This window comes from Klebsiella sp. JB_Kp042, from assembly GCF_040065275.1.
GTDB lineage: Bacteria > Pseudomonadota > Gammaproteobacteria > Enterobacterales > Enterobacteriaceae > Klebsiella > Klebsiella quasipneumoniae.
Genome location: NZ_JBEAJL010000026.1, coordinates 61,828 through 85,515 on the forward strand (window position 1 = coordinate 61,828; position 23,688 = coordinate 85,515).

At 53.2% G+C, this 23,688-nt stretch carries 33 protein-coding genes, 1 tRNA gene and 1 pseudogene; all 35 read right to left on the reverse strand.

Translation table 11 applies throughout. The annotated features are described in order from the left end of the window. The 35 genes and pseudogenes from ABLV54_RS08490 to ABLV54_RS08660 all read right to left on the reverse strand — a co-directional run bounded on the left by ABLV54_RS08490 (nt 1) and on the right by ABLV54_RS08660 (nt 23,582). Nucleotides 1-855, reverse strand: coding sequence for a hypothetical protein (locus ABLV54_RS08490; protein WP_004196801.1), 855 nt, complete (start codon nt 853-855; stop codon nt 1-3). Further along, on the reverse strand, nt 852-1,157 hold the full coding sequence (locus tag ABLV54_RS08495) for a hypothetical protein (protein WP_004177055.1): 306 nt from the start codon (nt 1,155-1,157) through the stop codon (nt 852-854). Before ABLV54_RS08495 ends, ABLV54_RS08490 begins: the two co-directional genes overlap by 4 nt. Nucleotide 1,158: 1 nt before the next feature. After that, nucleotides 1,159-2,001 (reverse strand): phage baseplate protein, encoded by an 843-nt coding sequence (locus tag ABLV54_RS08500; RefSeq protein WP_004196852.1) that lies wholly within the window; start codon nt 1,999-2,001, stop codon nt 1,159-1,161. A gap of 3 nt (nt 2,002-2,004) precedes the next feature. Beyond that, nucleotides 2,005-3,921: a lytic transglycosylase domain-containing protein gene (locus ABLV54_RS08505; protein WP_348813944.1), complete on the reverse strand. Its 1,917-nt coding sequence runs from the start codon at nt 3,919-3,921 to the stop codon at nt 2,005-2,007. A 204-nt stretch (nt 3,922-4,125) separates the two neighbouring features. Further along, nucleotides 4,126-4,602, reverse strand: coding sequence for a hypothetical protein (locus ABLV54_RS08510; protein WP_001518122.1), 477 nt, complete (start codon nt 4,600-4,602; stop codon nt 4,126-4,128). Between the two features lie 77 nt (nt 4,603-4,679). Further along, on the reverse strand, nt 4,680-5,210 hold the full coding sequence (locus ABLV54_RS08515; RefSeq protein ID WP_224347518.1) for a KilA-N domain-containing protein: 531 nt from the start codon (nt 5,208-5,210) through the stop codon (nt 4,680-4,682). A gap of 181 nt (nt 5,211-5,391) precedes the next feature. Continuing rightward, the gene (locus ABLV54_RS08520) at nt 5,392-5,835 is read right to left on the reverse strand and encodes a hypothetical protein (RefSeq protein WP_001518124.1); all 444 of its coding nucleotides are present in this window, start codon (nt 5,833-5,835) and stop codon (nt 5,392-5,394) included. Further along, nucleotides 5,835-7,316: a DUF3383 domain-containing protein gene (locus ABLV54_RS08525; protein ID WP_348813947.1), complete on the reverse strand. Its 1,482-nt coding sequence runs from the start codon at nt 7,314-7,316 to the stop codon at nt 5,835-5,837. Before ABLV54_RS08525 ends, ABLV54_RS08520 begins: the two co-directional genes overlap by 1 nt. Nucleotides 7,317-7,319: 3 nt before the next feature. Then, a complete protein-coding gene (locus ABLV54_RS08530) occupies nt 7,320-7,871 on the reverse strand; it encodes a hypothetical protein (RefSeq protein ID WP_047720241.1) in 552 nt (183 codons plus the stop codon). After that, nucleotides 7,853-8,221 carry a hypothetical protein gene (locus ABLV54_RS08535; protein ID WP_012542594.1) on the reverse strand — a complete coding sequence of 123 codons (369 nt, stop codon included), beginning with the start codon at nt 8,219-8,221 and terminating at the stop codon, nt 7,853-7,855. The genes ABLV54_RS08530 and ABLV54_RS08535 overlap by 19 nt, the downstream gene beginning before the upstream one ends. 3 nt (nt 8,222-8,224) lie before the next feature. Next, nucleotides 8,225-8,809, reverse strand: coding sequence for a hypothetical protein (locus tag ABLV54_RS08540; RefSeq protein ID WP_348813950.1), 585 nt, complete (start codon nt 8,807-8,809; stop codon nt 8,225-8,227). 196 nt (nt 8,810-9,005) lie between these two features. Further along, nucleotides 9,006-9,575 carry a hypothetical protein gene (locus tag ABLV54_RS08545; protein ID WP_064157446.1) on the reverse strand — a complete coding sequence of 190 codons (570 nt, stop codon included), beginning with the start codon at nt 9,573-9,575 and terminating at the stop codon, nt 9,006-9,008. 2 nt (nt 9,576-9,577) lie between these two features. Beyond that, nucleotides 9,578-10,021, reverse strand: coding sequence for a DUF4054 domain-containing protein (locus tag ABLV54_RS08550; RefSeq protein WP_012542596.1), 444 nt, complete (start codon nt 10,019-10,021; stop codon nt 9,578-9,580). After that, nucleotides 10,021-10,347, reverse strand: a complete 327-nt coding sequence (locus ABLV54_RS08555) for a hypothetical protein (RefSeq protein WP_014342914.1) — start codon at nt 10,345-10,347, stop codon at nt 10,021-10,023. The genes ABLV54_RS08550 and ABLV54_RS08555 overlap by 1 nt, the downstream gene beginning before the upstream one ends. Before the next feature lies 1 nt (nt 10,348). Next, nucleotides 10,349-11,386 carry a DUF2184 domain-containing protein gene (locus ABLV54_RS08560; protein WP_019724831.1) on the reverse strand — a complete coding sequence of 346 codons (1,038 nt, stop codon included), beginning with the start codon at nt 11,384-11,386 and terminating at the stop codon, nt 10,349-10,351. Beyond that, entirely contained in the window at nt 11,386-11,868 is a 483-nt protein-coding gene (locus ABLV54_RS08565) for a hypothetical protein (RefSeq protein WP_064157444.1), read from the reverse strand. Before ABLV54_RS08565 ends, ABLV54_RS08560 begins: the two co-directional genes overlap by 1 nt. 1 nt (nt 11,869) lies before the next feature. After that, entirely contained in the window at nt 11,870-12,193 is a 324-nt protein-coding gene (locus tag ABLV54_RS08570; protein ID WP_348814039.1) for a hypothetical protein, read from the reverse strand. Nucleotides 12,194-12,502: 309 nt separating this feature from the next. Continuing rightward, nucleotides 12,503-13,435: pseudogene (locus tag ABLV54_RS08575) on the reverse strand (DUF2213 domain-containing protein); the annotation flags it as partial. Between the two features lie 10 nt (nt 13,436-13,445). After that, nucleotides 13,446-14,138: a phage minor head protein gene (locus ABLV54_RS08580; RefSeq protein WP_348813954.1), complete on the reverse strand. Its 693-nt coding sequence runs from the start codon at nt 14,136-14,138 to the stop codon at nt 13,446-13,448. A 52-nt stretch (nt 14,139-14,190) separates the two neighbouring features. Continuing rightward, entirely contained in the window at nt 14,191-15,711 is a 1,521-nt protein-coding gene (locus ABLV54_RS08585; RefSeq protein WP_348813956.1) for a DUF1073 domain-containing protein, read from the reverse strand. After that, entirely contained in the window at nt 15,712-17,388 is a 1,677-nt protein-coding gene (gene terL / locus ABLV54_RS08590) for a phage terminase large subunit (protein ID WP_004196799.1), read from the reverse strand. A gap of 1 nt (nt 17,389) precedes the next feature. Then, nucleotides 17,390-18,022, reverse strand: a complete 633-nt coding sequence (locus ABLV54_RS08595; protein WP_072040663.1) for a terminase small subunit — start codon at nt 18,020-18,022, stop codon at nt 17,390-17,392. 322 nt (nt 18,023-18,344) lie between these two features. Further along, nucleotides 18,345-18,596: a hypothetical protein gene (locus tag ABLV54_RS08600; protein WP_049106316.1), complete on the reverse strand. Its 252-nt coding sequence runs from the start codon at nt 18,594-18,596 to the stop codon at nt 18,345-18,347. After that, the gene (locus ABLV54_RS08605) at nt 18,481-18,870 is read right to left on the reverse strand and encodes a DUF2570 domain-containing protein (protein WP_348813960.1); all 390 of its coding nucleotides are present in this window, start codon (nt 18,868-18,870) and stop codon (nt 18,481-18,483) included. The genes ABLV54_RS08600 and ABLV54_RS08605 overlap by 116 nt, the downstream gene beginning before the upstream one ends. Then, nucleotides 18,867-19,397, reverse strand: coding sequence for a lysozyme (locus tag ABLV54_RS08610; protein WP_004146527.1), 531 nt, complete (start codon nt 19,395-19,397; stop codon nt 18,867-18,869). The genes ABLV54_RS08605 and ABLV54_RS08610 overlap by 4 nt, the downstream gene beginning before the upstream one ends. Nucleotides 19,398-19,399: 2 nt before the next feature. Next, on the reverse strand, nt 19,400-19,648 hold the full coding sequence (locus ABLV54_RS08615; RefSeq protein ID WP_004146526.1) for a phage holin: 249 nt from the start codon (nt 19,646-19,648) through the stop codon (nt 19,400-19,402). A gap of 195 nt (nt 19,649-19,843) precedes the next feature. Next, a tRNA-Gly gene (locus ABLV54_RS08620) sits at nt 19,844-19,918 on the reverse strand. A 173-nt stretch (nt 19,919-20,091) separates the two neighbouring features. Further along, nucleotides 20,092-20,592, reverse strand: coding sequence for an antiterminator Q family protein (locus ABLV54_RS08625; RefSeq protein WP_004884209.1), 501 nt, complete (start codon nt 20,590-20,592; stop codon nt 20,092-20,094). After that, nucleotides 20,589-20,729 carry a YlcG family protein gene (locus ABLV54_RS08630; protein ID WP_004884232.1) on the reverse strand — a complete coding sequence of 47 codons (141 nt, stop codon included), beginning with the start codon at nt 20,727-20,729 and terminating at the stop codon, nt 20,589-20,591. The genes ABLV54_RS08625 and ABLV54_RS08630 overlap by 4 nt, the downstream gene beginning before the upstream one ends. Continuing rightward, a complete protein-coding gene (locus tag ABLV54_RS08635; RefSeq protein ID WP_348813964.1) occupies nt 20,726-21,109 on the reverse strand; it encodes a hypothetical protein in 384 nt (127 codons plus the stop codon). Before ABLV54_RS08635 ends, ABLV54_RS08630 begins: the two co-directional genes overlap by 4 nt. After that, nucleotides 21,106-21,744 (reverse strand): recombination protein NinG, encoded by a 639-nt coding sequence (locus ABLV54_RS08640; protein ID WP_040227079.1) that lies wholly within the window; start codon nt 21,742-21,744, stop codon nt 21,106-21,108. Before ABLV54_RS08640 ends, ABLV54_RS08635 begins: the two co-directional genes overlap by 4 nt. After that, nucleotides 21,737-21,907, reverse strand: coding sequence for a NinE family protein (locus tag ABLV54_RS08645; RefSeq protein WP_032413853.1), 171 nt, complete (start codon nt 21,905-21,907; stop codon nt 21,737-21,739). The genes ABLV54_RS08640 and ABLV54_RS08645 overlap by 8 nt, the downstream gene beginning before the upstream one ends. A 5-nt stretch (nt 21,908-21,912) precedes the next feature. Continuing rightward, nucleotides 21,913-22,509, reverse strand: a complete 597-nt coding sequence (locus tag ABLV54_RS08650) for a DUF1367 family protein (protein ID WP_348813966.1) — start codon at nt 22,507-22,509, stop codon at nt 21,913-21,915. Between the two features lie 156 nt (nt 22,510-22,665). Next, nucleotides 22,666-22,857, reverse strand: a complete 192-nt coding sequence (locus ABLV54_RS08655; RefSeq protein ID WP_348813968.1) for a hypothetical protein — start codon at nt 22,855-22,857, stop codon at nt 22,666-22,668. After that, nucleotides 22,854-23,582, reverse strand: coding sequence for a hypothetical protein (locus ABLV54_RS08660; RefSeq protein ID WP_348813970.1), 729 nt, complete (start codon nt 23,580-23,582; stop codon nt 22,854-22,856). The genes ABLV54_RS08655 and ABLV54_RS08660 overlap by 4 nt, the downstream gene beginning before the upstream one ends. Nucleotides 23,583-23,688: the final 106 nt, after the last annotated feature.

Here is a 23,688-nt window from a genome sequence, read left to right on the forward strand (position 1 = left end):
TCATACTCCAAATACAAATCCCGGATAAGCTACAACGAACGTTTCCCACAGACCACCGGGGACCCTGCATGACAAGTAATGAGTGGTTCCATACTGGACTATCCAATCCCCGCTTGCATGAGGGAGAGAGGTTTCCAGTTTTATTTTTCGAGCCAGCTTTATTGACGGTGAATAAATGCAGCGAAAGTTTATACCAATATCATAAAAAATAGGGTAGCCAATTAATCCATTCTCAGGAGATATAAATGGAACTACAGAGTCAATAGGGCTTTTCCCTGTGTAGATTGTAACCGTCCCAAAGTCTATATCTGCGATGATATTATGGTCGGCCGCAATTTTCTGAATTTGCTCAATAGCATTTCCCTCATAATAGGGGTTGCTATGCACCGATTTAACATCAACGTTTACGAACTTCAAATCCACCTTAGAGGCCAGTGCTTTTATCATATCGGAGACAGAAGCTTCACCTTCAATTGAAGTTGGCTCGCATACGACAAGCTTTTCCTTTCCAATAGCTGAGGCCGTTATTTCAATCGGAGCGTCAGGCATTTGATTCAGATTTACCCTGGCAGATATTATCGTGCCCATAAACACGCAAACATCTCCAGTAAAAACCCGTATGGCGTTTTGCTGCTCACCGAAGAATTTTTCGGAGTTGGTGGTCAATTTAGCCATGTTATCAAGGGATAAGCCCCACAGGCTAAGCTCCATCATCGTCCCTGTAGCTCCCCCATAAGCCGAAACAGAAAGCTCGCACTTGAACCCTTCGGCTATGAGCGTGTTACCTTTTTTACCGTCAAAGGTCCCATTGGCCAGAGTAAACTCAACCGTTATCTCTCTTTCCTTGTAACTCATCGGCCCACCTCATCGCTCGATGCATAATAAAGCTTAAAGCGCGTCCCTATTTCGTCATAAACCGGATCGGAATCCCCTTTTGTGTCTACAAAAATGAGATCACCATTAAATCCAAGATACTTATATCTGACAAGATATATACAGTTAAGGCAGAGAACACCTTGCATAATTGCCGTGTCATCAACATACAGGTCTATGTAGAATCCAGTTGAGCGCTGATGAAGCTTTATCGCGCAGTTCTGGCCGCCAAGCGTGACATAGACCTTTTGAGATAGTGACGGTGATAAGCTAATTTCCTGCATGTCACATCACCTTATTTTTAAGAAAATCAGCCACCGTGCTTTTGATCTGTTTTGCGACCGCTGTTGATGAGTTATCCCATACTTGAGATACCGATTTGGCCGCCGAATTAACACCTGAAACTATGGCACTCCCGGTAAGATCAAGGGCGCTTGATAGCGATGTATTCCCGCTTGTCCATGCGTTTTTTGCGTCAGTAAGCGTTACTTCTTTAGTTGAAGCAGTGATTACCTCTGTTTTTGCAGCGCCCTTATTATTTGTTTTGTCGTTATCTGTCGGAGCCTTACCGGAAACCCCGTTAGCGATAATTACTTCACCGCTATCCATTATCTCTTCGAAGGTGCAGTTCGCCATCAACAACGTCTGCCCGCGATATGACCCCACAAAATAATCGAAGTGGGTCAGATCGTAGCTGTAATACACCGTGTCAGGCGTCTCGATGTTGTAGGTGCTGGCCGTGTTTTTCATCTCATCCAGCTTCTGAATGAAATTACTTCGGCTAAGAAGAGATAAGTTTGTCAGGTTTGGAAGCGCACCTGTATATGCAGTCCATCCCTCAAGTGCCAGGATCACCCTTAATTCCGATGGCTGCCGGACCTTGTTGTACGAAGTATACTGCCCATTTTCAACCGGCCCCTTCGTCACGTTAGCATCACCGTAGCGATCAACGCTAACCCAGCCGGAAGGAGAAAAAACCTCCTGCCCGGCTGCAGCCGTCAAAAGCGACTTGTCAACGGTGTTGTAGGTGATCCGGTACGTTGGCGACAGAGCGCTGTTAAGGACGGATAACAGGCTTCCTCCCTGAATGGCGGATAGCACTGTCGAGACATTCAGAGAAAACGACATGAGTTATTGTCCTGAGTAGCCAGCCATTAGCATGACGCGGTTGTCGCCGTGCTTTTTGATGTCGCTGGTAAGCTGTTCCACGTTCTGGGCCTGGGTGGTGATTTTGGTGCCATAAAAGTTATAAACACCGCCAGCCTGACCCGGCATCGCGCGGTCTACGGCCATACCGGCGCCGGGACGCATTCCGGCCATGACTTTGGGGACGTAATTACGAGTTTCCGACGGCAGGTTGTCCATGCCTTTCTTCTGGACGTTTCCGAGCCCCCAGTTATAGGAAGCAAGGGTTTTCTCCAGATCTCCGCCCGTAGCCTCCAGCAGATAGCGCAGGTATCTTGCAGCGGCATCAGCTGACTTGTGAGGGTCGAAAACATCACGACCTTTGAGCCCCATATCCTTTGCCGTGCCTGGCATGAACTGGAACAAGCCTTTGGCTCCAGCTTTCGACTCCGCAAACGGGTCGCCACCTGATTCAGTAGCAGCTACCGAAGACAGCAGTCCGGCAGGAAGGCCATATTTACCTTCCAGCGATCCGAACTCCCCAGCCATTGCCTGAAGAAATGCCTTTCCTTTAGCGCCAAGACGAGCGGCCTGAGCGTTAAGCGGGACGTTTGGCTGATACCCCCCGATACTTGGCTCTAAAGAGGAGGCGCCAGCAGGGGTGACAATGGCATCGGCTATTTTAGAAAGCAGAGTCTTTGTCGTATCCCAGTAAGACTTCTCATCTTGGTCCTTCTTTCTGTCCGAAGGTGTTCCCCCCAGCCACTCGGGTAGATACTTGTTCAGGAGGTCATTATATTTTTTATACGTGCTGTTTTCGTAAATGCTTTGGGAGTTACTTGTCACCCCGGGCAGCGCATCATTACCGGTAGGCTTTCCGTCTTCAGTGCCGTACCACGCCTTTTTAAACTCATCGGCAGCCTTGGAGAAGTTGCCGTTGTTGAGCTCGTTTAAAGCGTTACCCAAATGGTTGAGCACTTTTCCGAGCATGGAAAAGTTATCTTTTAGGTTGCGCAGATCGCTTGATAGCGTCCAGCCACCAAGGTCAATACCAGTAATGTCGTTAATGTCCCGCTTCAGCTCTTTAAAGAATGAAGAGGATTTAACATTCCCTGATGACCATTCTTTTAGCAAGCCATTTAGGTCTCGAATGGTTGGTATCAGACCTTCATAAATTTGGTTTTTTACCGTGTCGAGATTTTGCCCCAGCTCCGCCCATGCGGCTGTAAATTCCTTTGCGCCTTTGGTTGAGGCGTCTGTAATGCCGGAGCTTTTTGTTAAGCGGTCAACATCCGGAAGAAATCTACCCTCCTGGTTTCGCTGAATGGTCGCATCATCGAACCCACCCATAGCACCAATCTGGCGCCGAATGTTTGGGTCTTTGACTTTCCTGAGTGACTCCAGATAAGACCTTGCGAGTGACTTGGCATCCTTTGAATAGACGTCAAAAGTATCACCAGTTAACGCCGTAAGCATTCGCATGCCGCTAAAGATCGGGCTGCTGGTATCCCCAAATAGAGAGCCTTGCTTTGCAGCCTGAAAACCCTGCAAGGCGGCCGTGATCCTCTCAAAAGAGCTTCCGGCTGATTCTGCAGCCTTTCCGAAACCATCAAGTTCCCTGGCTGTCATGCCAAGAGCCTTTGACTGAATGGAAAGGTCCATCAAGCTAGATGTGGTATTTTTAACAAGGCTCATCAGGCCGCCGGCAGTGACAGTAACGCCAGTCAGTGCCAGCAATTCAGTCTTTATGCTGCTGAAGAACGAAGCGGCTTTCTTGCCCTGCTCCGCCATTTCCTTGGCAGTTTTTTTCGCATCCTCACGCTGCTTCTTGAGGTCGTCGCTAACGTCTTTCTGCCCCTTACGGAAGTCAGACGTATCAAGGCCCAGCGTAATCAGGAGGGCGTCAATTACCGTTGCTGCCATGATCACTCTCCGCTGCTATGGCTCTGTTGGTGTTATCCACGGTCATTATTTCAATCAGCCACCACATATCCTGAACGCTGTATACGGTGTCCAGTTCGTGGAGTGTCGCCATTTCCCCGGAGATCACCGCGGCGATGGTGCGCGGTACATTCGCATACTGTATGAAGCCGCGATCTGAATCTTCCGGGACGGATAGGGGAATTTCTAACTTGCGGTGGCTGCTACAAAAGCGATATGGAGTTTGAAGGCTTCGATTTTCAGGCGCGACCAGGTGCTGATTTCTTCGATCTGACCTTCGTCAACAAGCGCTGTTTCGATACCGTTACCGCCGAGGAATTTCACGCAGCCAAGCAACTCATCAAGCAGAGGCTTTGACTGTGCGAACGGAACTTTAGCCAGTGAAGTGATACCCCACTGAGCGAGTCCGGCCATACCGCTGGCCATCACGCTTTCGTACAGCTCGCGAGCTTCTGCGTTATCCTCGGCTGGGGCCGGCGCCACCGCAGCACCGATGGCCATCATCATATTGTCGGGAACGGTAACGCCGGCGCCAATCACGGCACACGCCAGGCGGATCGCCCACTCTTCGGCCTTTCTCGCCGGCATTTCGGTGATTTTGAACTGCTTGCCCTTGTCACGGTTATCTGCTTCAACCGTGAATACGATGCTTTTACGAGCCATTTTTGTTTCCTGAATGAGTGATCTGGCAATAAAAAAGCCCACCGTGGCGGGCTATCTGGAATGGTGACTTAGGGGGTTCACGCCTCAAATCCGGGGAGGTACATCTGAACCTCGTCCACCACACGTGCGCGGGCGGCCATAAGCAGGCGCTTTCTTCCACCGGCACCCCACTTGCCCATTCGACTTGCGCACTGACTCACTTCCTTAGTTTCAGCGTTTATCACATGGTCGATTTTATTTAAGCGGGCCATGGCATCAAATCCCTGACGAACAAGAGACTGGAATGTCTGATAAACACGGATTTCAAACTCAGCACTGAGCCATGCGGCATAGCGTATAGCGACAATCTCCAGAGCCCAGACGCCTTGATTCAAACCACCATTAATAACCTTAACTGGTTGATTTTCTTCCTGAATGCATTTTTGCATTCTGGCTAAAGTCTGAACAAAATCTTTAACCTTTTTGGAGCGAAGAAACTGGCTTGGCCCCTGATTCTCTTTGGCCTGACCGCTACATACTGCTGAAGCGTGAAGATCATTCAAGCTGTAGCGCCCATAGTCATCAACACGAACGGAGACTCCGTTTACTGATACGGTTGGATACTTCATCGTATTTACCTTTCTGTGGTGTGAGCCTGCTCGCGTAGACGTGGGCGGCCAAGAGCGGAACGATGAAATCCACCGCCCTGTCTCAGACTCACACTACGGAAAGCTCTTGTGGGAAGACGCACGCGAGTGCGCGATTTGTTGCGGGCATAAAAAAGCCCGGACTTAGTCGGGCTGTTTTTTTTTACGCTGAGTAGTCTGCCGGGGTGACAGTTTCCCACTGGATGAGTCCAGTTACCGGCTGAAGCACACGGCCGGCAGACGGCATACGGCGCGCGCGCTGCAGGATGCCGTTGGTCATGATGTACTTTTTGCCCAGCGACGGCAGGATCACAGTCCCATTAACACGCAGCACAGACCGCGTGGTCATCTGCGTGGTTTGCCAGTTGTCGATGTACTTAATTGACGGGGAGGATGCCGCCAGATGAAACGTCCACGGCAGATCACCATAAACAAAACCACCCAGCAGTTTACCGTCAGCAGTACGCTGGTACTCTGCCATGTCGGTATCACCCATTTCGAAGATGTTTTGCGCTTCGAACTGCTCCAGGTTAAACCCTGACGGGTAGAGCTCAGCGATTACCAGCTCAATGATGGCGTCAGCCGCCGTAATATTTTGACCGGCCATTACTGCACCTCCGTGCTGTTAACGGTGATACCCTGGATGATCCCGCCGTCGGTGTACCAGAAGTAAACCGTTGGCTTGGTACGCGCGGCGCGCATTGCCGGGGTGAACGGGCCGATGTAGACGTAATACCCTTCAGCCAGAAGCGAATCCGTAACATCGACGCCAGCGATGGCGTTAATCTGGTCGATCTGCGACTGGTCAAGATCGGTGCCCGCCGTCATGCCACCCCACGCCCTGAATTGCTCAATGGTCGGCTTCATGCACGACTCAATGCGAGCTTTTCCGGCTGCTGCGTAGGGCAGATTGCTCGCCTGCTGGAACAGTGCAACGAGAGCCGCCTGAAGCTGAGCATTTACCCATACCTGACCAGCCCATGCGTCAAGCCAGGCGTAATCACCGGTAATAGAGCCGGGCGCCCACTGGTTGGTTTCGACTGCATTCGAGGCATAGTTGCCGTAGAAGTTATAGCCGTTAGCCTTGGCCGCCTCGTAATCAGTATCGTTACTGATCATCGGCAACAGGCCGGACACCTGACGGCCATTCAGCGAACAGCGCCCATTGGCCTGCGTGAAGTTCAGCGCGGCCACAAACCCCATCGCGTTTGCTGCGTGGTTCGGGTAACCATACACGGGGCAGGTATCGTTGTAGGCGTAGGTGTTGATGATGTCATACACCAGTGCATTCGAGCTGCCCGCCACGATTGCCGTTCCTGATGCGTCCCATGGGACATAGGCAAAGCGGTGATTCTGGCTGTTTACCCAGAGCGCAAACTCATTAGCCTGGTCTTTGGTGACAGCGAACGTCGTGGAGAATGTTACCCAGTCCTGCTCTTTGGCAAGAATGGCAGTAAAAATATCGTCAACCACTGCTGGCGCAGCGCCCTGGGAAATTACCGCGCCAGTTGCCTCGGTCAGCTTAAGGCCAGCGGCCAGCGTGCCGTCATCGGCGAAGGTGATCGAACTCTCTGAGCCGGTGGTGGCAGAGGTGATGATGAATTTCTTCAGCACGCTATCCCAGGTCACAACAACCGAGGAGCCAATGCCGGTTTCAATCAGCTCTGCCGCGTTATCAAAACTGGTCGCGCCGCTGAGGTTGATAGCCGCAGAAGTCTCCTCCGTGCCGTCAACGGTCAGAGTCAGCGTACCAGAAAGCAACTTGAGCTGTGCCAGCGTGGTCGCGGCGTGCGATCCGGAACGAAGGAATGCCGCCACTGCTGCGGTATTGAATCGGCTAAAATACAGTTTGCCAGGCATCTGTGTTTTACCGGCGAAAGCGGCGAAATACAGCACCGCGGCGGTGTACTCAATCGACGCGCTGCCGAAGTACGCCTTTACCTCATCCGCACTGGCAAATGAGGGTACTGCACCAACCGGCGCGTATGCGCTGTCGGTCAGGAACAGGCCATTGAGATCAATAGCCGTCCCTGTCGCCTTCAGTACGCCGGGAAGCATCTGGGCGATTTTTGATAGCGAAATTGCCATTTATTATTTCTCCGGAGGAAATCTCACGTCGACCGGCTGCGATATCACATCTGCGCCTGTCATAAACTGCTGAGGAACGCTGACGACAATCAGCGGGTTTGCGTGGAATTCAAGCGTCCAGCGGGATTCCCACTGTTTCTCGCCGTTGATCATCGATGTTTGCCGCGGGGGGCCGGAATAAAGCGGCACCAGGACATTCGCATTTTCCCTGAACCAGGTGCATGCGAATTCAGAGCGTGCGATGCGCGAAAAGATGGTGGCATTGTTTTGCGCCTGATCCCCGTAGAAATCGAGCTGACACTGCCATTCATCAATGCGGCGAAGTTCTGCCCGCCCGTAATCACTGACGCCGTCATACTCGTAATCAACAGCACTGGTTGAGAGGTCAGTCAAAAAAAGCGGCGTCATGGTAATGAAACCGCCTTTCGGCATCGGGGTTTGGTTTTGCTGTGTCTGCGTGACTTCTGCGTCCGGGAAAAGAGCTGAAAGGAAATCGCCGGTCGCCTTAAACAGATCGCTTTCAGTGACCTGCAGCCCTACGTCAATTGTTGACATGCGATAACCCTCGTCCAGTCCGGCCAGACTTCAGGAACAGCCACAACCAGCCATGTTTCATTGCCGATAACGAACTTATCCCCACCCTGCTGCCGATCCCTGTTAATCCCGCACCAGTTGCCATCCGTCCAGATGCTGACCAGTACACCCTGGATATTCATGTTATCCATGTGCCTGATATCTTCCTGACTTAACGCCTGCTTCTGCACCATCATCGTCACTGGCGGATCGAAACCAGGCGAGGTCGAATAATCTGGGTTTTTGACGGGCCCGGATGAGCGATAAATTTGCGCTTCGACGCGAGGATTAACCGCGCTAATGGCGCTGCGCACTATGGAATGCAGATTCATGGGTCACCCCATATCAAGAGCCTCTTGAGGCTGCATTCCTTTTCTAATTCTTGACCTGACTTTGTCATAGTTAATACCCCTTAAAGCGCAGGCATGCTTGAGACAATATTCCACCCCATCAACAAATACCCTGATAGTCCTCCTTGTATTCGCCATCTGCTCGCTTTGGGTCGCCCAGCGACAGTTTGCTGCAGAATAACCAAGGTCGTTGTCGATGCGCTCAAGAGATGTTCCTGCTGGTCTAGGCCCCATATCTTGATAAAACCTATCGAAGCTATTCCATTCCTGACAAAAATCTATTCCACGCTCAACATAATGCTTGATGGAAACGTCGTCCTTACCACCACACCTGGCCTTCATTTCCTGCCATGATCGGTATTCAAGAGAATTTGCCATGCCATGTGTTTTGTGCGGATTGGAATGCTGCATACATCCGCAGCTTTTTTGATCGCCCATAACATGGGATGCGGAAAGGGATAGTAATCTTCCACAGACACAGACAAATAACCACTTGTAAGAATTGAAGTATTTCTCCTCAGTCTTTTTGATAGCAGTTAAGTATCCATAGGTCTCTCCGGCTTTAATCACGGACTTTTCCTTTCGGTAACATCCGCAACTTTTAGTCGAACCAGAAGTGACATGTTGAGGGAGTGCTTGATGCGTATTTCCACAGTCGCATAACCATTCCCACACAAACCCCTTATGAAATTTCTGTCCGGTATTTTTTAAACCGGTGAGCATTCCATACTTTTTGCCTGTGTAATCTATCGCCTTTCGCCCCATGCTATACCCCATCGTTAACCTCATAATCAACAGAGTTTAGCATGTCGCCACTCCACACCAAAGGGTCATTAAACCCTTTTTTGTCGACCGTGCTTTTTGCGTTCGGCGGCTCAGAAAAGGCGATGATTGACGACTGAATCTGCCCCTTGATCCGCTCCCCCATCAGAGCCAGGCTTTTGCGGGCGTCAAAATCGTTTGCCTTCATGAGTTTCCCGAGCTCTCCGCCCCACTCCGGACCATGTTCAGAAATGGTCTTCCTGAAGTACGGCCGGGATGGGATCGTAACGATATGCTCGGGTATCATTACTGACTGCGCGAAATTGGCCTTTGATGGCTTTGCGAAGCGCGAAACACCGTCACGGCGAACGTAAAAGTTCAAATCCCGGGTATGCGCCGGGATTTTTACAGTGCCACCAAATTCGTTGGTGGCTGCCACAAGTGCTACCGGCGTCCCGTCTGGGTACTTAGCCCCCTCAAGGAACCCCACCTTCAAATCATCGCCAGAGGACAGCCCCTTTGCGATCGACTGCAGGTGCTCCATCAGCTTATCGCCGCCTGACATTCCATCCATAGCTACCTCCGGATGAAAGAACGGCGGTTATAATGGCCCGGGTACATTGAAGGGGATGAGCCAGGGACATAAAAACCGGTCCTGTAAGGCTTTGTGGCCTCCCAGTAAGCTGACCCGTAAGTAGTCTGCTTATACCACCAGGAGCTTTCGCTTGAGGGCCCTGCGTCAGCTGATACTGACACTGACCCCTCCGATGCGCTTGCCACACGGCCAACCAGGCCAGAAGCCTTTTCGCCGTTTACGCCTGAATTCAGCGCCGCAATGTGCGCAACCAGCATGTTCAGGAAAAGGGCCCGGATAGAGATATCTTTTACCGGGCTGCTGTCCGTGTTATTCAGGTAAATCGTTGCCTCCGTGAAGTACGCATTAAGCAGCGTTTCACTTACGGCATCGAACTCCGGATAACGCTCACGAAATGCGGCAACATCAAAGACAACGATCGCCATTATTTTTTGTCCGCCTTCTCAACGCCCGGGGCCGGGTTGTTCTGATCCAGACCTTCCAGACCGGTTTTCTCCGAAGCGTTTTCATTCGCTTTCGCCTGGGCGCTGCTGGTTTTCGCCTGGGCAAACACCAGCTCTTTGCGAACATAGGGCTGATCAGCATGTACGGCCAGCCACGCCTCAAAGGCTTCCTTGTCCACGTTTTCGGTCAGGCCGTAGCCGCCGAAAACGAGAGAGGAGTTGGAGCCGTTAAGCTCCACTTTGTACCCGCCCTGCTCCAGGATCAGGCCGTTCGGCAGTTTGCATCCTACAGTTACTGTTTCGGCCATGTTACACCCCGATCATGCTGGCAATGCCCAGCGGTTGACGAATGATTGCACCCCAGGTGCCACCGGATTTTTTCTGCCGCCAGGAAGACTCTTCCACCACGACAGCGTGGGCGCGCATCTTCTCGGTGAACGCTGCGTAAGCGGTGTCCTGCTCACCCAGACGCTCAACAATCAGCTGCACAAGCTCGCCTGCGTCGGTGCTGTATTCAACAGCGGTTTCGATACGCATGTTCGGGAAGTTTTTCTTCAGCTGATCAGTGACGTTCACGTTGTACTGGTTCGTCTTTGTCAGGTTGACTTCCATTTCCGGAGACATGCCGAGCACCATGCGATCGGTACGCTCTACGAGGCCTTTGGTCTGAGAGACCAGCTGCTTATAGAGGCGACCGGAAATGTCGTCATATACAGCTTGCCCGTCTTTCGTTGCCCAGGTAACGCTACCGCCGGAACCAGTCGCCGCCGGAGTAACCGGAGCGCTCAGAGACGGATCGTTGAGCAGACCGTAGTTTTCCAGCCCGGCGATGCCGTAGAAGTAGGACTTGTTCTGGAACTTGTTCAGCACAAGTGCAGAGGCCACATTAAGCTCGGCGGCATAGCCGATACGCCCGGCGCCGTACATGTCCAGCTCGCGCTCACCCCATCGAGTGTGAGTCTGATAATGGAACGACTGGCGCGGTACCCAGTTGACGTTGGCGGACGTCATGCCGTTGTTGTTGAAGTCGCCGTAAGCGCTGGTTTCACCAGTCGACTCGACGATCGGGAACTGCGAGGTCAGCGTCGTCCAGTCGCCTTTTTTCACTTCACCGATAATCTCTGCGGCCTTCATCGGCGTTACGAGAACGCGGATAAGTTCCGGATCGACGTAGTTCGTGAAATAGGCCGGGATACCGGCGTTATTCGCAGTAACCATTTGCGGCTGGGCATCCATCGCCAGCGCGAAATTTTCCGCAAACTCCGGCTTCAGGTAGTCCTTCGCGCCGGGCAGCACAATGCCATATTTCCCGCTGGCTGCGGCGTAGTGTCGCTGAAATTCGTTCATTACTTGCTCCAGGTGCTGATTTTGACCAGTTCGCCAGCGTCACAATCGCTTGCGGCATAGAATGCGGTCTCGATAAAACCGGCCACGGTTGCGCCGGCTGCGGCGACTTGCACCTCACCGGTAGTCAGGGATGCAAAAACCTTCTGCCCGCGGGTGGCAGCGGTTGACGTTTTGGCCCAGAAGTCACCGGCAACCATCAGGGTGATTTCTCGGCCGGGCTGGATAAGCATGGATGCCTGGCCCAGCCAGATGGTGATCGACGCCTGACCGTCACGATGGACAAAGCCAGACGGAACACCGCTACCGGCATTGGAAGCCACACCGTCAACATCCCAGGCAAAGCGGCCGACAGTCAGGCCGTCATTGCCAGCAACCAGAGCGCCCTCGCCAGCCTGATAGGTCGCGTGAGGGTTGGTGCCAGCAAAGGCCCCTTCGACGCCGGGGGCCGGATACTGGTTAATTCGTGTCTGAAAACCTGCCATGTTAACCTCGTTTCAGTTTGCCAGCGGTCGGGAATGCTTTTTCGAACTCACTGACGGAAGCGGAATCCTGCGCAATGACAGGGCGTGAATTTTCTTTCTGGCTGATCGCCATTTTGACCATCGCCGGATAAGCGGACGGGTGAACGCCGGCGATATCCACGCCGCTCTGTTCAAGCGCGGTGCGATAGACATCTTCGGCTGAGTCCATGGCAACGACGTCGCCGATCAGCGGGCGCACAACCTGCTCGGCTTCACGGATTTTCCGGAAGTTTTCCGCAGCCTTTTTAGTTGCGCTGTCGGTTGCCAGGCGAATCGCAGAGTCCATCGCCGTTTTGGAGACTTTGTCGTCTTCTTCATCGTCTTCATCTTCGGCGGTTTTCTTCTTGTCCTTGTCTTCCTCGTCGTCCTCATCATCCGCCGTTTTTTTCTTGTCCTTCTCGTCGTCGTCTTCGTCGTCGGCGGGTTTGTTTTCTTTTTCGTCTTCCTTTTCGGCTTCATCAAGAGCCAGAAGAGCTTTGCGGACTTCTGCCTCCAGATCTGCATCCTGCGCCAGAAGTGGCTTAAGGGTGGCGCGGATCGCCGCTACCTTATGTTTACGCATGTGATTAAGCTCCGGTGGTAATGAATCTGCGACCAGTACATCTGGCCCTGCGCGGCCGTCAGGGACCAGCGCTTCGTGGTTTCCGAAAATGTCACGCATAACGCCGTCATAAGGCTCGCCGTCAGGGGTAACACCCGGGGTCATGTCTGCGACGTACTTGTACGATGCAGATAGCTCTCGCTGCTCTCCGCTCTCAATTCCAGCAATCGCGCTGTTATCCCAGATCGACATACCAACCGTGAGATACGTGCCGTCAAATTCCGCATTGGAGTGCGTCACGCCAACACGAAATTCATTGGGCGGGTCGGTGGGAAAATCGGGGATGTGCTTGCTGAGCACGGGGATGTTATTGAAGGTTTTGGCTGCTTTCCGGAGCTCGTCCGGGTGGCGCCAAAGCCGGTAAAGCTTGTTGGGTTCGAGCCCAAGTTCTTCGCTTCTTGGTATCTCGCGTCCGTAATATCCGTTGACGTTTGCCTTACTGATATTCGTTCGTGAAATCTGAAGGCGGCCATTTGCGTCGATGGTTCGCACAGAGGCACGATCGAAAGCAAGCGACTCTGTAATAAAGCGGATGTTCGGCGACTCATCTCCAGCCAATTTATCCGGCTCAATGTTAGGGTACATTTTGCTTAACTCTCTGACGCCAGCAGGGTTTCCACTAAGCAACTTTTTCATGGTGGCCCTGGCTTCGGGATTATGTTCAGCATCCTTGAATAGTTGCCTTACCTGAGCATTTTGCTTTGCCTTATATCGCTCGTCAGGTGGCTTGGATAACTCCGCTTGCCACTGTCTGTAAGCTGAGCTCTGCTTTTCCCCAAGCTTCATTTTTTTTACATATTCAGGTGGCTCATGCCTCGTTGGTTCTGCGCTGTTTTTATTGGGGATGTTCCCACCTCCACCAGTTATCACATTGCCATTTTCATCAACCTTTACATGAGAGCCGTTTATGGTTATCCACTTCGTCATGATTGGGCCTCTATGTTTTCAGTCCTGGAATGACTGCCTCCCAGGTGCAACGACAATTTGGTAATTCGCCTGGCATGATGTGCTCGCCATCAATGAGCATCCCCTCCGAGAGGTCGAAAAGCCTGCCATTAGCTTTCACATGGGACTGGCGAGGCTTCTTACCTGCATGGGAGTGCTTCCATATACCCTGGGTAATGCCGAGCGCCTGCTGTCGCGCAGACTGAACGACTGAGGTGGCCTTGTTGTTCTGATCTCGGGCAATGAACGCCGCACGCCGCCGGGTAATCCCGTATCGCTTCTGGAGTTCATCTGTGAGATAGGAGAAGTCGCGCCCACGCGCTACCGACCTCATAACCAGACCTTCCACCTCGGTGAAATACTTCTCGGGGATGGATCGGATAAGGCCGACATTCTCGGCGATGGTCGCCTGAAGAGCGTTATTCATCTGCGAGGTCATCTTGAACTCGACAGTAAACCCCGCATCTTTGAAGGCTGTGGCCAGTGAAGCATCCGCGTTTTTCATGGCATCGTTAGCGAACCTGTCGGCCAGCTTTTGCGCCATGTCATCAAACCGCCGCGTCCAGCGCTTAGCCAGTTTCTGCATGGCATTCCGCATCATCACTGCAGGAGATGCATCCATGGCGACAGCCGCGCCGCTGGCCCGATAGTTTGCCGACAGCCAGTAGACAACAGATGCCTGCATTTCCTGCACCTGCTTATCAAGCTGTCGGCGGTACCATGCTTCAACGCCAGCGTTAGGATGAACCGCCCTTATCGTCATGGTCTGTTTCTTCCTCTTCGTCGTAGTCGTCTTCGATTTCGAGGTCATCATTCAGGTCCAGAGAGTGATAGGGCGAGTCCGGGTCACCGGCGATTTTTTCGCGGACTTCGTTGCCGGATAGCACGTTGGCGGCCACATAGACAGCGTCCGTGTCAGCGTCTACTTTGCGAATTTCCGCCCGCTCTTTAGCGCTCATTTCGTACAGCGGCTCAAAGTCGAAGGTTATGCCATCGTCAATGTCGCCAAACTCAGAGAGCTGAATGATGTCCATCACACGCTTCAGGTTGTCTTTAAAAACAGACTGCTGCAGGGCGTGAATGTAGTCGTAGAAAACGCGGATTTCGCCGTCAGACGTTGCGTTAAGGCCATTTGGAGTGATGCCCAGCAGTTTGACGAGCGGGATGCTCGAAACCGCTGACATGTGCTCCTGCGACTGTGCCTGCAGGGCATCCAGACCGTTAAGCGGGGCGTTAACGAACTCAACCGTTTCTGGCTGGGTAGGGTTGTTGTCTTTAGCGAATGCGCCACGGTTATCGCGGCATCGGTTAAAGACATCAAGTCTTGCCAGAAGACTATCAGCCCCACCGCCCTGCAGAATCGTGCTCATATTTGTTCCGATTACCGGAACTGAGAACGAGTGAATCATGTCGCTGACGCTGTCGCGGGTGCGAAGCCAGTTATTGACGTAAGGCTCGGCGATCTGCGAGAGAGACAGGCCGCGAAAGTTATACGATGCCTTCAGCAGGTCAGGCACCTGCCGCGAGACGAAATCAATCATCCGGCTTGCATGTACGGTCCGGCCCATGACAAACCACTGCGTCGGCTTGTAGAAATCCGGGCTCAGCGGGTTGTCGGAGTTATAAATCCCCGGATAGGTCCAGATAGGCTCGATGACCCTGAACCCCTGCAGGCTGCCTTTCGTGATCTTCTTGTCGCTCATGAAGAGCTTCGATTGCAGCTCGTTGTCGTCCATCCATGCGGAGATGCCCCGCGGAGAACGAACGTCGATGTAAATCTGTCCGCCGCCAAAGTAGCCGTCGTGTTCTGCGGCTTCTTTAAAGCGCTCGCGCACCTTAAACCGCTTCATGGCCTCTTCGAGCTGCTTCACCCGATCCGCCTTGTCTTCATCGCCGACAGTTTTGAGCTTTATCCATTTGCGGGTCATTTCCTCCGCGATGGTGCTGACCATCTTGCGATATTCAGGCTTTTGCGCCAGCGTGGCCAGATACGGGTATCCGGGAAAGCTATCAAAGTCGCCGTAGCCGTAACCGCCATATGCAGCATTGAGATCATCGTAAGGCGTGGAGTCCATTGCCAGAATGGCGCTTTTGATAGCCTCGGGGATGACCCCTTTCGGCGGTTCATAGCGCTGAAACTCTCTTTTCGGTGATGCGCGGACTTCGGCCACGGCCTCTGGCCTGATCCCGACCTTCGGTGCTTCAGGTTCTTTTGCCGGCTCAGGCGCGGCGACTTCTTTCTTTTTAAACCACCACACTTAAATTCTCCTGAGTTGATTCGGGTCGATAACCATCGGCTGCGGGCCGGAAATCAGGTTGTCGTCGATTGCGTCCATCCAGGTATCGAGGATGTCGTCGTTGTCGTGACTGTCATCAGCGGAGAAAGCAGCGCATTCCGTCATCGCCGTCAGAACCCACTCCGTTGAGCCTGCGATCGTGCCGTCCTCGTAGAAGATGCTGGAAAGCTTCTGTCCGTCGTCGGTGTGCGTCGCCGGGACGAACACTTTCCCGGTTTTGATTTGGGGGATGACGTTAAGGCAGCGAACAAGCTTGTTCTGCCCGGTACCGCGCGGAATTTCCCTCACCGGGATGGCGAGTTGTCCGGGGGTCTGGCTACGTTTTTTCAGAGTGGTGATGAGGCCCTGTCCGGCCTGCTTCTCTTCAATGGCCATATGACGCAGCGGCATAACCCGCATGGAGCCAGAAAGGCGCCACTTTTCCCAAACCTCTTCTGCTTTCTTCAGGAGGTCTTCCGGGTCCCACCGGCCGCGAACGACGTCGATGATGTACAGATTCCCGTCCACGCCCATTCCAGCCAGCGTAAACACGGTGTAATCCAGCCAGTCCTCTACCTTCCCGCTGTTCGTATCGACGTACACGGCACGGTGCGTAAGCTTCGGCAGGGTGGTGTACGTTCTGAACCAGCTGGTGTCGATGATCCCGCCAGTCAGTGCCATCGGGTTTTGCTGGTATTGCGACAGGAAGGTATAGCGATCCTTTTCCCACAACTGCAGGAGGTCGTTAACGTCTTCCATCTGTGGCCAGTAGGACCAGTAGCGAACGCCACCAACGACCACAGAATCGGTATCTTTGACCGTTTCCCAGCAAAGCGAACGCCATGGCTCATCGAGCGACTGGATGTACTTCTCGTCGATCATGGCCGGTATGGCGACATGGTGAAACGGCACGCCCATTCCGCCGGCAAGCATGAAGCCCGTTGCATCGTCGGTGTGCAGGCGCTGCTGAATACTCACAAACGGAGTCGGGTGCTCTTTCGACTTATCGCCGCGGCGTGATCGAATGGTGTTTACCAGCAGCGTATTCGCGCTTTTGCGTCGGGACTCGCTGAGCATGTCCACCGGCTTGTTGTAGTCGTCCAGCATCACCATGCCGGAGAACTCTGGTCCGTAGTATCCACCACGACCACCGGTGATCTGCCCGTTGCTTGAGCGCGATACCGTCTGGCCTATAGAGCGCCCTCGCTCGTCCTTTATCTCCCACTCTTCTGCCTGGTTGACACCAAACGAGCAGGGCCAGAACTCCTGATATTCACGGCTGGCGATAATGTCGCGGGTGCGACGGCTGTTACGCTTTACCAGCGTGTCAGCAAAAGAGATATTCAGGTTTCGAAAGCGTTTAAGCCGCTTTTCCTGCACCAGGGCGTTGACATACGCCGGGAAGTGAATGGAGAAGAACTCAGTTTTCGTACCGCCTGGCGGGATGTTGATAATCAGGTTTCGCGGGACAAGGCGCCCGGCAAGCAGATCATCAATTTTCGAAGCCATCAGGCGGTGATGCCAGTTAACCAGCAGCCGATCGCCCTGAATCAGTTCGAACCATATTCGGGTGAAGTTCAGGAATGACTTCGTGGACTTTGAACGGATGATCACGCGCTCCGGGAATGACAGGTCATCCCATTCGATAATTCCGCTCATATCAGTCCAGCCCTTCTAACCTTCCCTCCAGCTTCTGCTGGGCCTTCGCATAGTCTTCAGCGGTGTACGTCACCTGATTCAGCGGGCCGCCGTCTTTACCGGTCAGCTCGGTTTTCTTCGGAGCGTCCCAACCCTGCATTTCGGCAAGCTGCTTAATTGCCGCTTTGGGGTCGTGCATCTTCAGCTTGATGCCGTCCTTTCCCGTAGTGAGCTCAGAGATTGCACTCATTGCGTCAGGGTCCTGAAGAGCGGAATCTTTGAAGCTCCACACGGCCTGGAACACAGGATTGCCATCGTCATCTTCGCCAACGATGCTGTTGCTGAACTCGGCTATATCAGCGATGGATGTTCGACCCATCTTAGAAAGGCGCTTTAACGCCTCCTCTCGGGTCATGATTGCCTCGTCGACAATCTCGCCCTGTACTGATTTGAGAAAGGCTTGCACACCAAGATTTGTAAAGATCTGACTCGCCGAGTTGCGAATGGCTTCTGGCGTCTTAGCCTTCCCCTTCGCAGCCTTATAGGCGTCCGTCTGGTTCTTCCCTTTGATGATTGCAAGTGCGAACCTTTTTTGCAGCGGAGTCAGAGCATCGAAAAGCTGCTGCTGATCAGCTGTAAGCTTTTTCGACGCCATACAGAATATTCCTCTGGGTTGCTCGAATACTTACCGGGGAATTTTTTGATCGGTAAGTTGTGAAACTTATATAAAACTCTGTCAATGGCGCTTTTAACGCACCATTTGCAGAACTTTATAATTACGCCTTCTTCTCAATCACAGGGCCAATCCGGATACACTTCTTAGTGAGCCAACCCCAGCGCAAAAGCACTGAAAGGATGAGCAGCGGCCTCATGTATGGGCGAAGCGTAATTTCCGCCATTAGGATTCCAGTGGTGCGCATATGACTCACCTCGTTGTGACATTATCGAGCCACCTCTGGAAGTGGCTCTGTAATGCCTTACTGACGTTTTGATTCTGCCTGCCTGATATCGGCCTTATCCCGGTTGCACTGCCCCAGCGCCGATAGCAGGCTGACGTTTAAATCCAGGCTCTGGCCCCACGTCAGGTTGTCAGGGATTTCCGGTTGCGGGGTGTCAGCCGTCAGGCTGGCTGGTAACGGGACCACCGGCACTTTGACGTAGACCGTTCGCGAATTGTTGCAGCCGCTTAACTGCGCCAGCAGGCACAGGGCGATTAGTGCAATCATCATTCGCAACAGCAATCCGGATATCAGCCGAGGCTCCCGATGCGTCCAGTGCGATCTGCTCTTTTGCATGCTGATTGGCCTCGGAGATGGTGTTGAAGATGGTCATGGTGGTCAGAACGTTGGATGTGATCGCCTGCGCTGCGTTTACCTGCTGCTCGGCGCCATCGGCTCGGGTTTTCTGCTCAGCAGCAGCGTTGTGGTAATGCATTGCCAGCCAACCAAGGCAAACAACCAGGCAGATCATAATGGCGCTGATAATGGCTGCTAATCGGCTCATTCATCTATCCCCCAACATGCCAGTGCGCTTTCCTGATCACGGCGAGAGACCTGGCCGTAACAATTGTTGGAACGCACGCGGCAATCTTTTCCGCCATCAAAAATCCACCTGCGAATTTCAGCGCAGGCGCCTTTACGGTCACCGGCATTCAGCTTGCGGTAGAAGGTGGAAGGAAAGCACTTACCGGGCCCGATGTTATATGGGCAGAAACTGGCAATCCCGACCTTTTGAGGAGGCGTCAGACGAACACGCACATTCTGATCAACCCATGCCAGCGCCTTATTGCGCTCGACGGCATTCACCTGATCGCATTTGGCCTGGGTTAACTTCATTCCCTGGGTTACAGGTCTTCCATCTACCCGGGTAGCTCCACGACATATCGTCCAGATTCCGGCGCCATCGCGGTATGACGTGAGGCTATTGCCCTCTTTCTCGTTCAGGAACTGATCCATGAGAACGGGAGCTGATGCGCCAGCAGCGATAAGCGCCAGCATGGCCGCGCTGAGTTTTGTTTTCAGGTTAGCCATCGCTATTCATCCTGCGGTGGCGGGCCACCATAACCACGATCGAGGGATTGCTGATACATCTTCGTCCAGCGGCGCTTAAAGTAGAGATTGGTCAGGTAAGTCGCCACACCGATTATCACGCCGCTGGCCAGAGCAATAAAATTCCAGTCAAGTCCATGAAACCAGTCATAGGTCCTTGCCAGCCCGGTGCATATCAGGCCGCCTGACGAGCAGTACGAGGCCGCCGAAAAGATTTTGTCAGGCATTTTCATAGTCTCCACCTCCGATAATGTTCGGGGTGCTATCTGTAGTCAGTAAAAGGTTCAGGGCCGTCGGGCTGATTTACCAACAAAGCGTCGAGGGTGATTCCCGCGACCCTGAAAATAAAAAACCCGCTCAAGGCGGGAAGAAATACCAAGGGTAAAAGCGACGGCGCGGTAGCCGTAATGGTCCCAAGGTAGAGGGATTGGAGCATCTGGCGGGGATCGAACCCGCATATTCTGGTTGGAAGCCAGACGTAATTACCAAACTACGACAGATGCAATCTGGTTCAGGGCTCTGCGCGGCGGGTGTCGACGTGTCGTGCAGCACGTCTCTACCCAAGAACCCTGACCGGATCGCAGGCATAAAAAAACCCCGCACGATGGCGAGGCTCGGTGTTCTGATAGGTCAAACGCAAATACGGCAACCTACACTAAATATATTGCTCATTTGTTCATTGAAATGCAAGCACGTTATGACTATTTTTTGCAATTTTCCTCACACTTTCGCGATCGTTAAACGCATTTTGCAGCGGCTGGTACAGGCAAAAGAGTGCCGCGTTGATAACCTGCTTAACTTCCCGGCGGATGGTTGAAATGCTCGGGTGCTTGTACTGGTTTCCGGCGCGCGTCTTCATCAGGCGAGGCTTGCTCACAGCATGCTGCCATGAGGCGATCCTTATCTCGCTTGAGTTGCAGACGTAATAGGCAAAAATTACCTTCCATGCGTTCTCATCTACGTTTTTCAGGTAATGTCGGATAACAGCATCAATCAGCAACCCATCATCATCGCTGCATACAGGCCTTGATGGTGCTTGCGGTTCAACCGTGGCCATGAACTTGGCAATCATATTTATCATCGCCTTGTCTATCTTCCCTGTCTGGCACCATGCGCCCCAAAGCTGGAGCCACTGATCTATCCACTGGTGCTGTTCGTTGGTTAATTCCAGTTTCATGCTGTCTCTCCCAGGGTCTGATAGATGCGAACGAAATTTCTCAGTATGCGGTAGTCAACCAGTACGGTGCCGCGGTGCCGGCATAGACGCAGCTTTTGCCAGCGGTCGCGGATGCGTTCGATAACGTCACGGCTCATTCGTCAACCCTCTCGTTCTGCCAGAGAGGAAGCGGAGACCTATCCCCGGCACGGCGAATTCGGGACTTTGCGTTCTTCTCAATCTGAATGAGTTTCTCGATGTTCTGGCGGCGCTGCTTTTCTTCCCGTCGGAGATATTTCACGCTTTCCATGTAGCGAGACTCCTGGTCACAAAGCGTCATCAGGAAGTCAAAAGGCTCTATCAATGTTTCGCACTTCCTGCAGCGTAAGGTCCGGTCCTTTTCGTTAACCCAAACGGTGGAGTGCAGACACATCACCTTCTTACCTTCGCGCTGAATAACGAGCCCATCCTGCAGGTCGTTATTCTTCGCTGGGAAAGCTACAACCTTTCCCAGTTCAATTTCGGTTTCTGTGCTCATGCGGCCTCCTGATGGCGGGCGCGGCGCTTCTCCAGCGCGCGGGCTCTGCGGGTGAATATGGATTTGATGCGCTGCAGGTAGGGAATGTCGAATCGGCGCGGCTCGTTATCAGCCTCAAGGCGCTCTACGCGATCCAGGCCAATGCGCTCAATCAGGTGAATGCGGTATTCAACGGCATTTCCGCTTAACTGCCGGTTGCAGCGGGTGCAGGCGGAGTGGACGTTGAACACGTTGAATTTCAGGTGCGACGCCGCGCCACGGGAACGGTAATGACTGGCGTCAATAGCGCTGCCGGTCAGGTAGTTGCTCTTGCCGATAAGCGGGCTTCCGCAGCTGACGCAGGGCTTACCTTCATCACGAATGCGAATGTACCGGTTAAAGGCTGACTGAGCCTCTTTATCCCATTGGGCCTTTGTCTTGAATGACTCTCGCTTGGCCCGGCGACGCTGGCGACCTTCCTTTTCGGATTCGCGCTGGCGCTTCACCGCCCTGGCCTTCGCCGCCTCCCGGGCTTTTGCTGTCTGTTTTTTGCCGATCGCGCTGGCGCATTCAAAACTGCATACCACCTGCCCCTCCCGGGCAGGATGGAACCATTCGCGGCAGTGGGCGCATTTACGGCGTGCTGGTTTACGCATGTGGCCTCCTTGCTCTCAGGCGTAGCCACTTCTTATCGACCAGGCGGGCGGTATAGTCTTTCAGGGTCGGTATGTCGGAAGGCTTAACTTCGACCTTGCGCTTGCGGCGCGCCGGTACGCGGAAGATGCCGCGCTCCATTACTTTGGCAAGAAGACATTGCATAGCCATCACCCCGCAAAGCTCAGCAGCTGACTGGCGGCGTTTTCAGCCTCAGCCGGAGAGTGGAATTTGCGACGCAGAATGTAGTTCCAGAGCACATTCAGCACTGATTTGTAGACGCCGTTAAACTGGCTGTCGTCCATGCTGGCGAAGGAGATCGACTTTGCGACACGACGTCGGCTGCCGTCAGGCATCTGGTATTCGTCATAAAAGCCAGCCTGAATGGTTGCCCACTCGCGGAAGGATTCGAAGTGTTTCAGCAGCGCCATATCGCGGGAACGAGATATTCCGACCGATGAGAGATACATCTCGGAGGCGTTCTGGAGCGCAGCGCGCTGATCGTAGTCGGATGATAGGAAGTCGATAAACCCGGATATGAGGGTGCGCTCAGCGGGCTCAATGAGTCCACCGGAAGGCGTCCAGTAGTGATACCCGAGAGTCAGAAGCTTGAAAAACTTTTTGTGGAATGCGTAATTCCGGGGCTTGCGGAACTCACCGCAAAGCAGTTGCCCTACGGGGATAAGTTGCAGATATTCGCTGGTTCCCGGCTCCGCAGGAATCAGTACGTTTTGATAACTCTTCTCAAATTGCAGTGTTTGCGCCATGTGTCCCCACTTGGCGCCGGATAATCGTGTCAGTTGCTCAGGCTGGCGAGGTAATTATCGCCCTTCCCGGGGATAAATGCAAAATGAGCATATACGATAAAACCCCTCAGGAGAGGGGTTTGATTTCAGCTGGAGGCTTTGCGCTCTGCGGGGGATTTAGGCACCCTTCACCTCTACGCATTGAACATTATCTACGCTTGGCGAAACGTCGTCCCAGGACCTCTTATCATCTGCAACTTTCATCGCCTTAATGGCTGCTTTGCACTGCTCCATACTCTGCGTGGGGACCACCTGCATATTCGATGTATTGCTGCTGATGACGAAAATCAGGAAGATGTACGGCATCATTTCACCTCCCGTGGAGTGTCCGGATGCGCACTCCCTTCCTGACCAGGCTCATTGCTTCCGGTGCAGGCATTTCTATGGTCATTTGCCCGGGGGCATCTCTTGTTTCCGCAATCAGGGCACACCACAAAGCGCATATCGTTCAGGGTCACAGGTCGGCATGTGCGGCACCAGCAACCAGGCTTTTGCTCGCTTACCGGAATCCATTTACCCGGCACTACCGGCGCTGGCTGCGAGTTAGATCCGAGGACGCTCCAGATGTCCCACGCAAAGCCCTTCAGCTCGTCATCCTGTGCCAGAGGATGAATATACGCTGACCAAAATTCCTCAAAATCGCTATAGGCTACCGGCGCAGGCTGCGCGTGGCGATAGAGCGGCGTGACTTCACGCAATGGGTCTGCGTATGCATTCCCGCCGTCAAATACGACAACATTTTTCGCACCACCACCTGACAGCAGCCACGCCACCGGCTCGGCAGATATTGGTTCCGGTCGAGGGTCGGCATACAGGGGCATTGGCTCGCTGTATTCGGCGAGTTTCGGGTCGCCTGCGTGCAGGAGATATCCTTTGTACGTCATGTACGCCACCGGCTCGCCGTCCATTGCGGCCAGCGCCATGCGGGCCACTCGCTTGAGAATCTCTATGTCGGCAAACTCAAGCCGATATCCAACCTTTAAATCAAATATGGCCTGAACGCTTTCTTCTCTGGTTATGGTTGATTTGGTCATTACCCTAACCTCCGAATGAAATGTGAACGAACGAGAACAGCCAGAGGATGAACTCAATTACTCCCCAGCCAACCACCGCGCAGAATATTGCAAAAATAACAATCGC

Coding starts and splice junctions, on each gene's coding strand:
- ABLV54_RS08490 (WP_004196801.1), bottom strand. CDS start 855: ATGAGTTACAAGGAAAGAGAGATAACGGTTGAGTTTACTCTGGCCAAT.
- ABLV54_RS08495 (WP_004177055.1), bottom strand. CDS start 1,157: ATGCAGGAAATTAGCTTATCACCGTCACTATCTCAAAAGGTCTATGTC.
- ABLV54_RS08500 (WP_004196852.1), bottom strand. CDS start 2,001: ATGTCGTTTTCTCTGAATGTCTCGACAGTGCTATCCGCCATTCAGGGA.
- ABLV54_RS08505 (WP_348813944.1), bottom strand. CDS start 3,921: ATGGCAGCAACGGTAATTGACGCCCTCCTGATTACGCTGGGCCTTGAT.
- ABLV54_RS08510 (WP_001518122.1), bottom strand. CDS start 4,602: ATGGCTCGTAAAAGCATCGTATTCACGGTTGAAGCAGATAACCGTGAC.
- ABLV54_RS08515 (WP_224347518.1), bottom strand. CDS start 5,210: ATGAAGTATCCAACCGTATCAGTAAACGGAGTCTCCGTTCGTGTTGAT.
- ABLV54_RS08520 (WP_001518124.1), bottom strand. CDS start 5,835: ATGGCCGGTCAAAATATTACGGCGGCTGACGCCATCATTGAGCTGGTA.
- ABLV54_RS08525 (WP_348813947.1), bottom strand. CDS start 7,316: ATGGCAATTTCGCTATCAAAAATCGCCCAGATGCTTCCCGGCGTACTG.
- ABLV54_RS08530 (WP_047720241.1), bottom strand. CDS start 7,871: ATGTCAACAATTGACGTAGGGCTGCAGGTCACTGAAAGCGATCTGTTT.
- ABLV54_RS08535 (WP_012542594.1), bottom strand. CDS start 8,221: ATGAATCTGCATTCCATAGTGCGCAGCGCCATTAGCGCGGTTAATCCT.
- ABLV54_RS08545 (WP_064157446.1), bottom strand. CDS start 9,575: ATGGATGGAATGTCAGGCGGCGATAAGCTGATGGAGCACCTGCAGTCG.
- ABLV54_RS08550 (WP_012542596.1), bottom strand. CDS start 10,021: ATGGCGATCGTTGTCTTTGATGTTGCCGCATTTCGTGAGCGTTATCCG.
- ABLV54_RS08555 (WP_014342914.1), bottom strand. CDS start 10,347: ATGGCCGAAACAGTAACTGTAGGATGCAAACTGCCGAACGGCCTGATC.
- ABLV54_RS08560 (WP_019724831.1), bottom strand. CDS start 11,386: ATGAACGAATTTCAGCGACACTACGCCGCAGCCAGCGGGAAATATGGC.
- ABLV54_RS08565 (WP_064157444.1), bottom strand. CDS start 11,868: ATGGCAGGTTTTCAGACACGAATTAACCAGTATCCGGCCCCCGGCGTC.
- ABLV54_RS08570 (WP_348814039.1), bottom strand. CDS start 12,193: ATGGACTCTGCGATTCGCCTGGCAACCGACAGCGCAACTAAAAAGGCT.
- ABLV54_RS08580 (WP_348813954.1), bottom strand. CDS start 14,138: ATGCAGGCATCTGTTGTCTACTGGCTGTCGGCAAACTATCGGGCCAGC.
- terL (WP_004196799.1), bottom strand. CDS start 17,388: ATGAGCGGAATTATCGAATGGGATGACCTGTCATTCCCGGAGCGCGTG.
- ABLV54_RS08595 (WP_072040663.1), bottom strand. CDS start 18,022: ATGGCGTCGAAAAAGCTTACAGCTGATCAGCAGCAGCTTTTCGATGCT.
- ABLV54_RS08600 (WP_049106316.1), bottom strand. CDS start 18,596: ATGATGATTGCACTAATCGCCCTGTGCCTGCTGGCGCAGTTAAGCGGC.
- ABLV54_RS08605 (WP_348813960.1), bottom strand. CDS start 18,870: ATGAGCCGATTAGCAGCCATTATCAGCGCCATTATGATCTGCCTGGTT.
- ABLV54_RS08610 (WP_004146527.1), bottom strand. CDS start 19,397: ATGGCTAACCTGAAAACAAAACTCAGCGCGGCCATGCTGGCGCTTATC.
- ABLV54_RS08615 (WP_004146526.1), bottom strand. CDS start 19,648: ATGAAAATGCCTGACAAAATCTTTTCGGCGGCCTCGTACTGCTCGTCA.
- ABLV54_RS08625 (WP_004884209.1), bottom strand. CDS start 20,592: ATGAAACTGGAATTAACCAACGAACAGCACCAGTGGATAGATCAGTGG.
- ABLV54_RS08630 (WP_004884232.1), bottom strand. CDS start 20,729: ATGAGCCGTGACGTTATCGAACGCATCCGCGACCGCTGGCAAAAGCTG.
- ABLV54_RS08635 (WP_348813964.1), bottom strand. CDS start 21,109: ATGAGCACAGAAACCGAAATTGAACTGGGAAAGGTTGTAGCTTTCCCA.
- ABLV54_RS08640 (WP_040227079.1), bottom strand. CDS start 21,744: ATGCGTAAACCAGCACGCCGTAAATGCGCCCACTGCCGCGAATGGTTC.
- ABLV54_RS08645 (WP_032413853.1), bottom strand. CDS start 21,907: ATGCAATGTCTTCTTGCCAAAGTAATGGAGCGCGGCATCTTCCGCGTA.
- ABLV54_RS08650 (WP_348813966.1), bottom strand. CDS start 22,509: ATGGCGCAAACACTGCAATTTGAGAAGAGTTATCAAAACGTACTGATT.
- ABLV54_RS08655 (WP_348813968.1), bottom strand. CDS start 22,857: ATGATGCCGTACATCTTCCTGATTTTCGTCATCAGCAGCAATACATCG.
- ABLV54_RS08660 (WP_348813970.1), bottom strand. CDS start 23,582: ATGACCAAATCAACCATAACCAGAGAAGAAAGCGTTCAGGCCATATTT.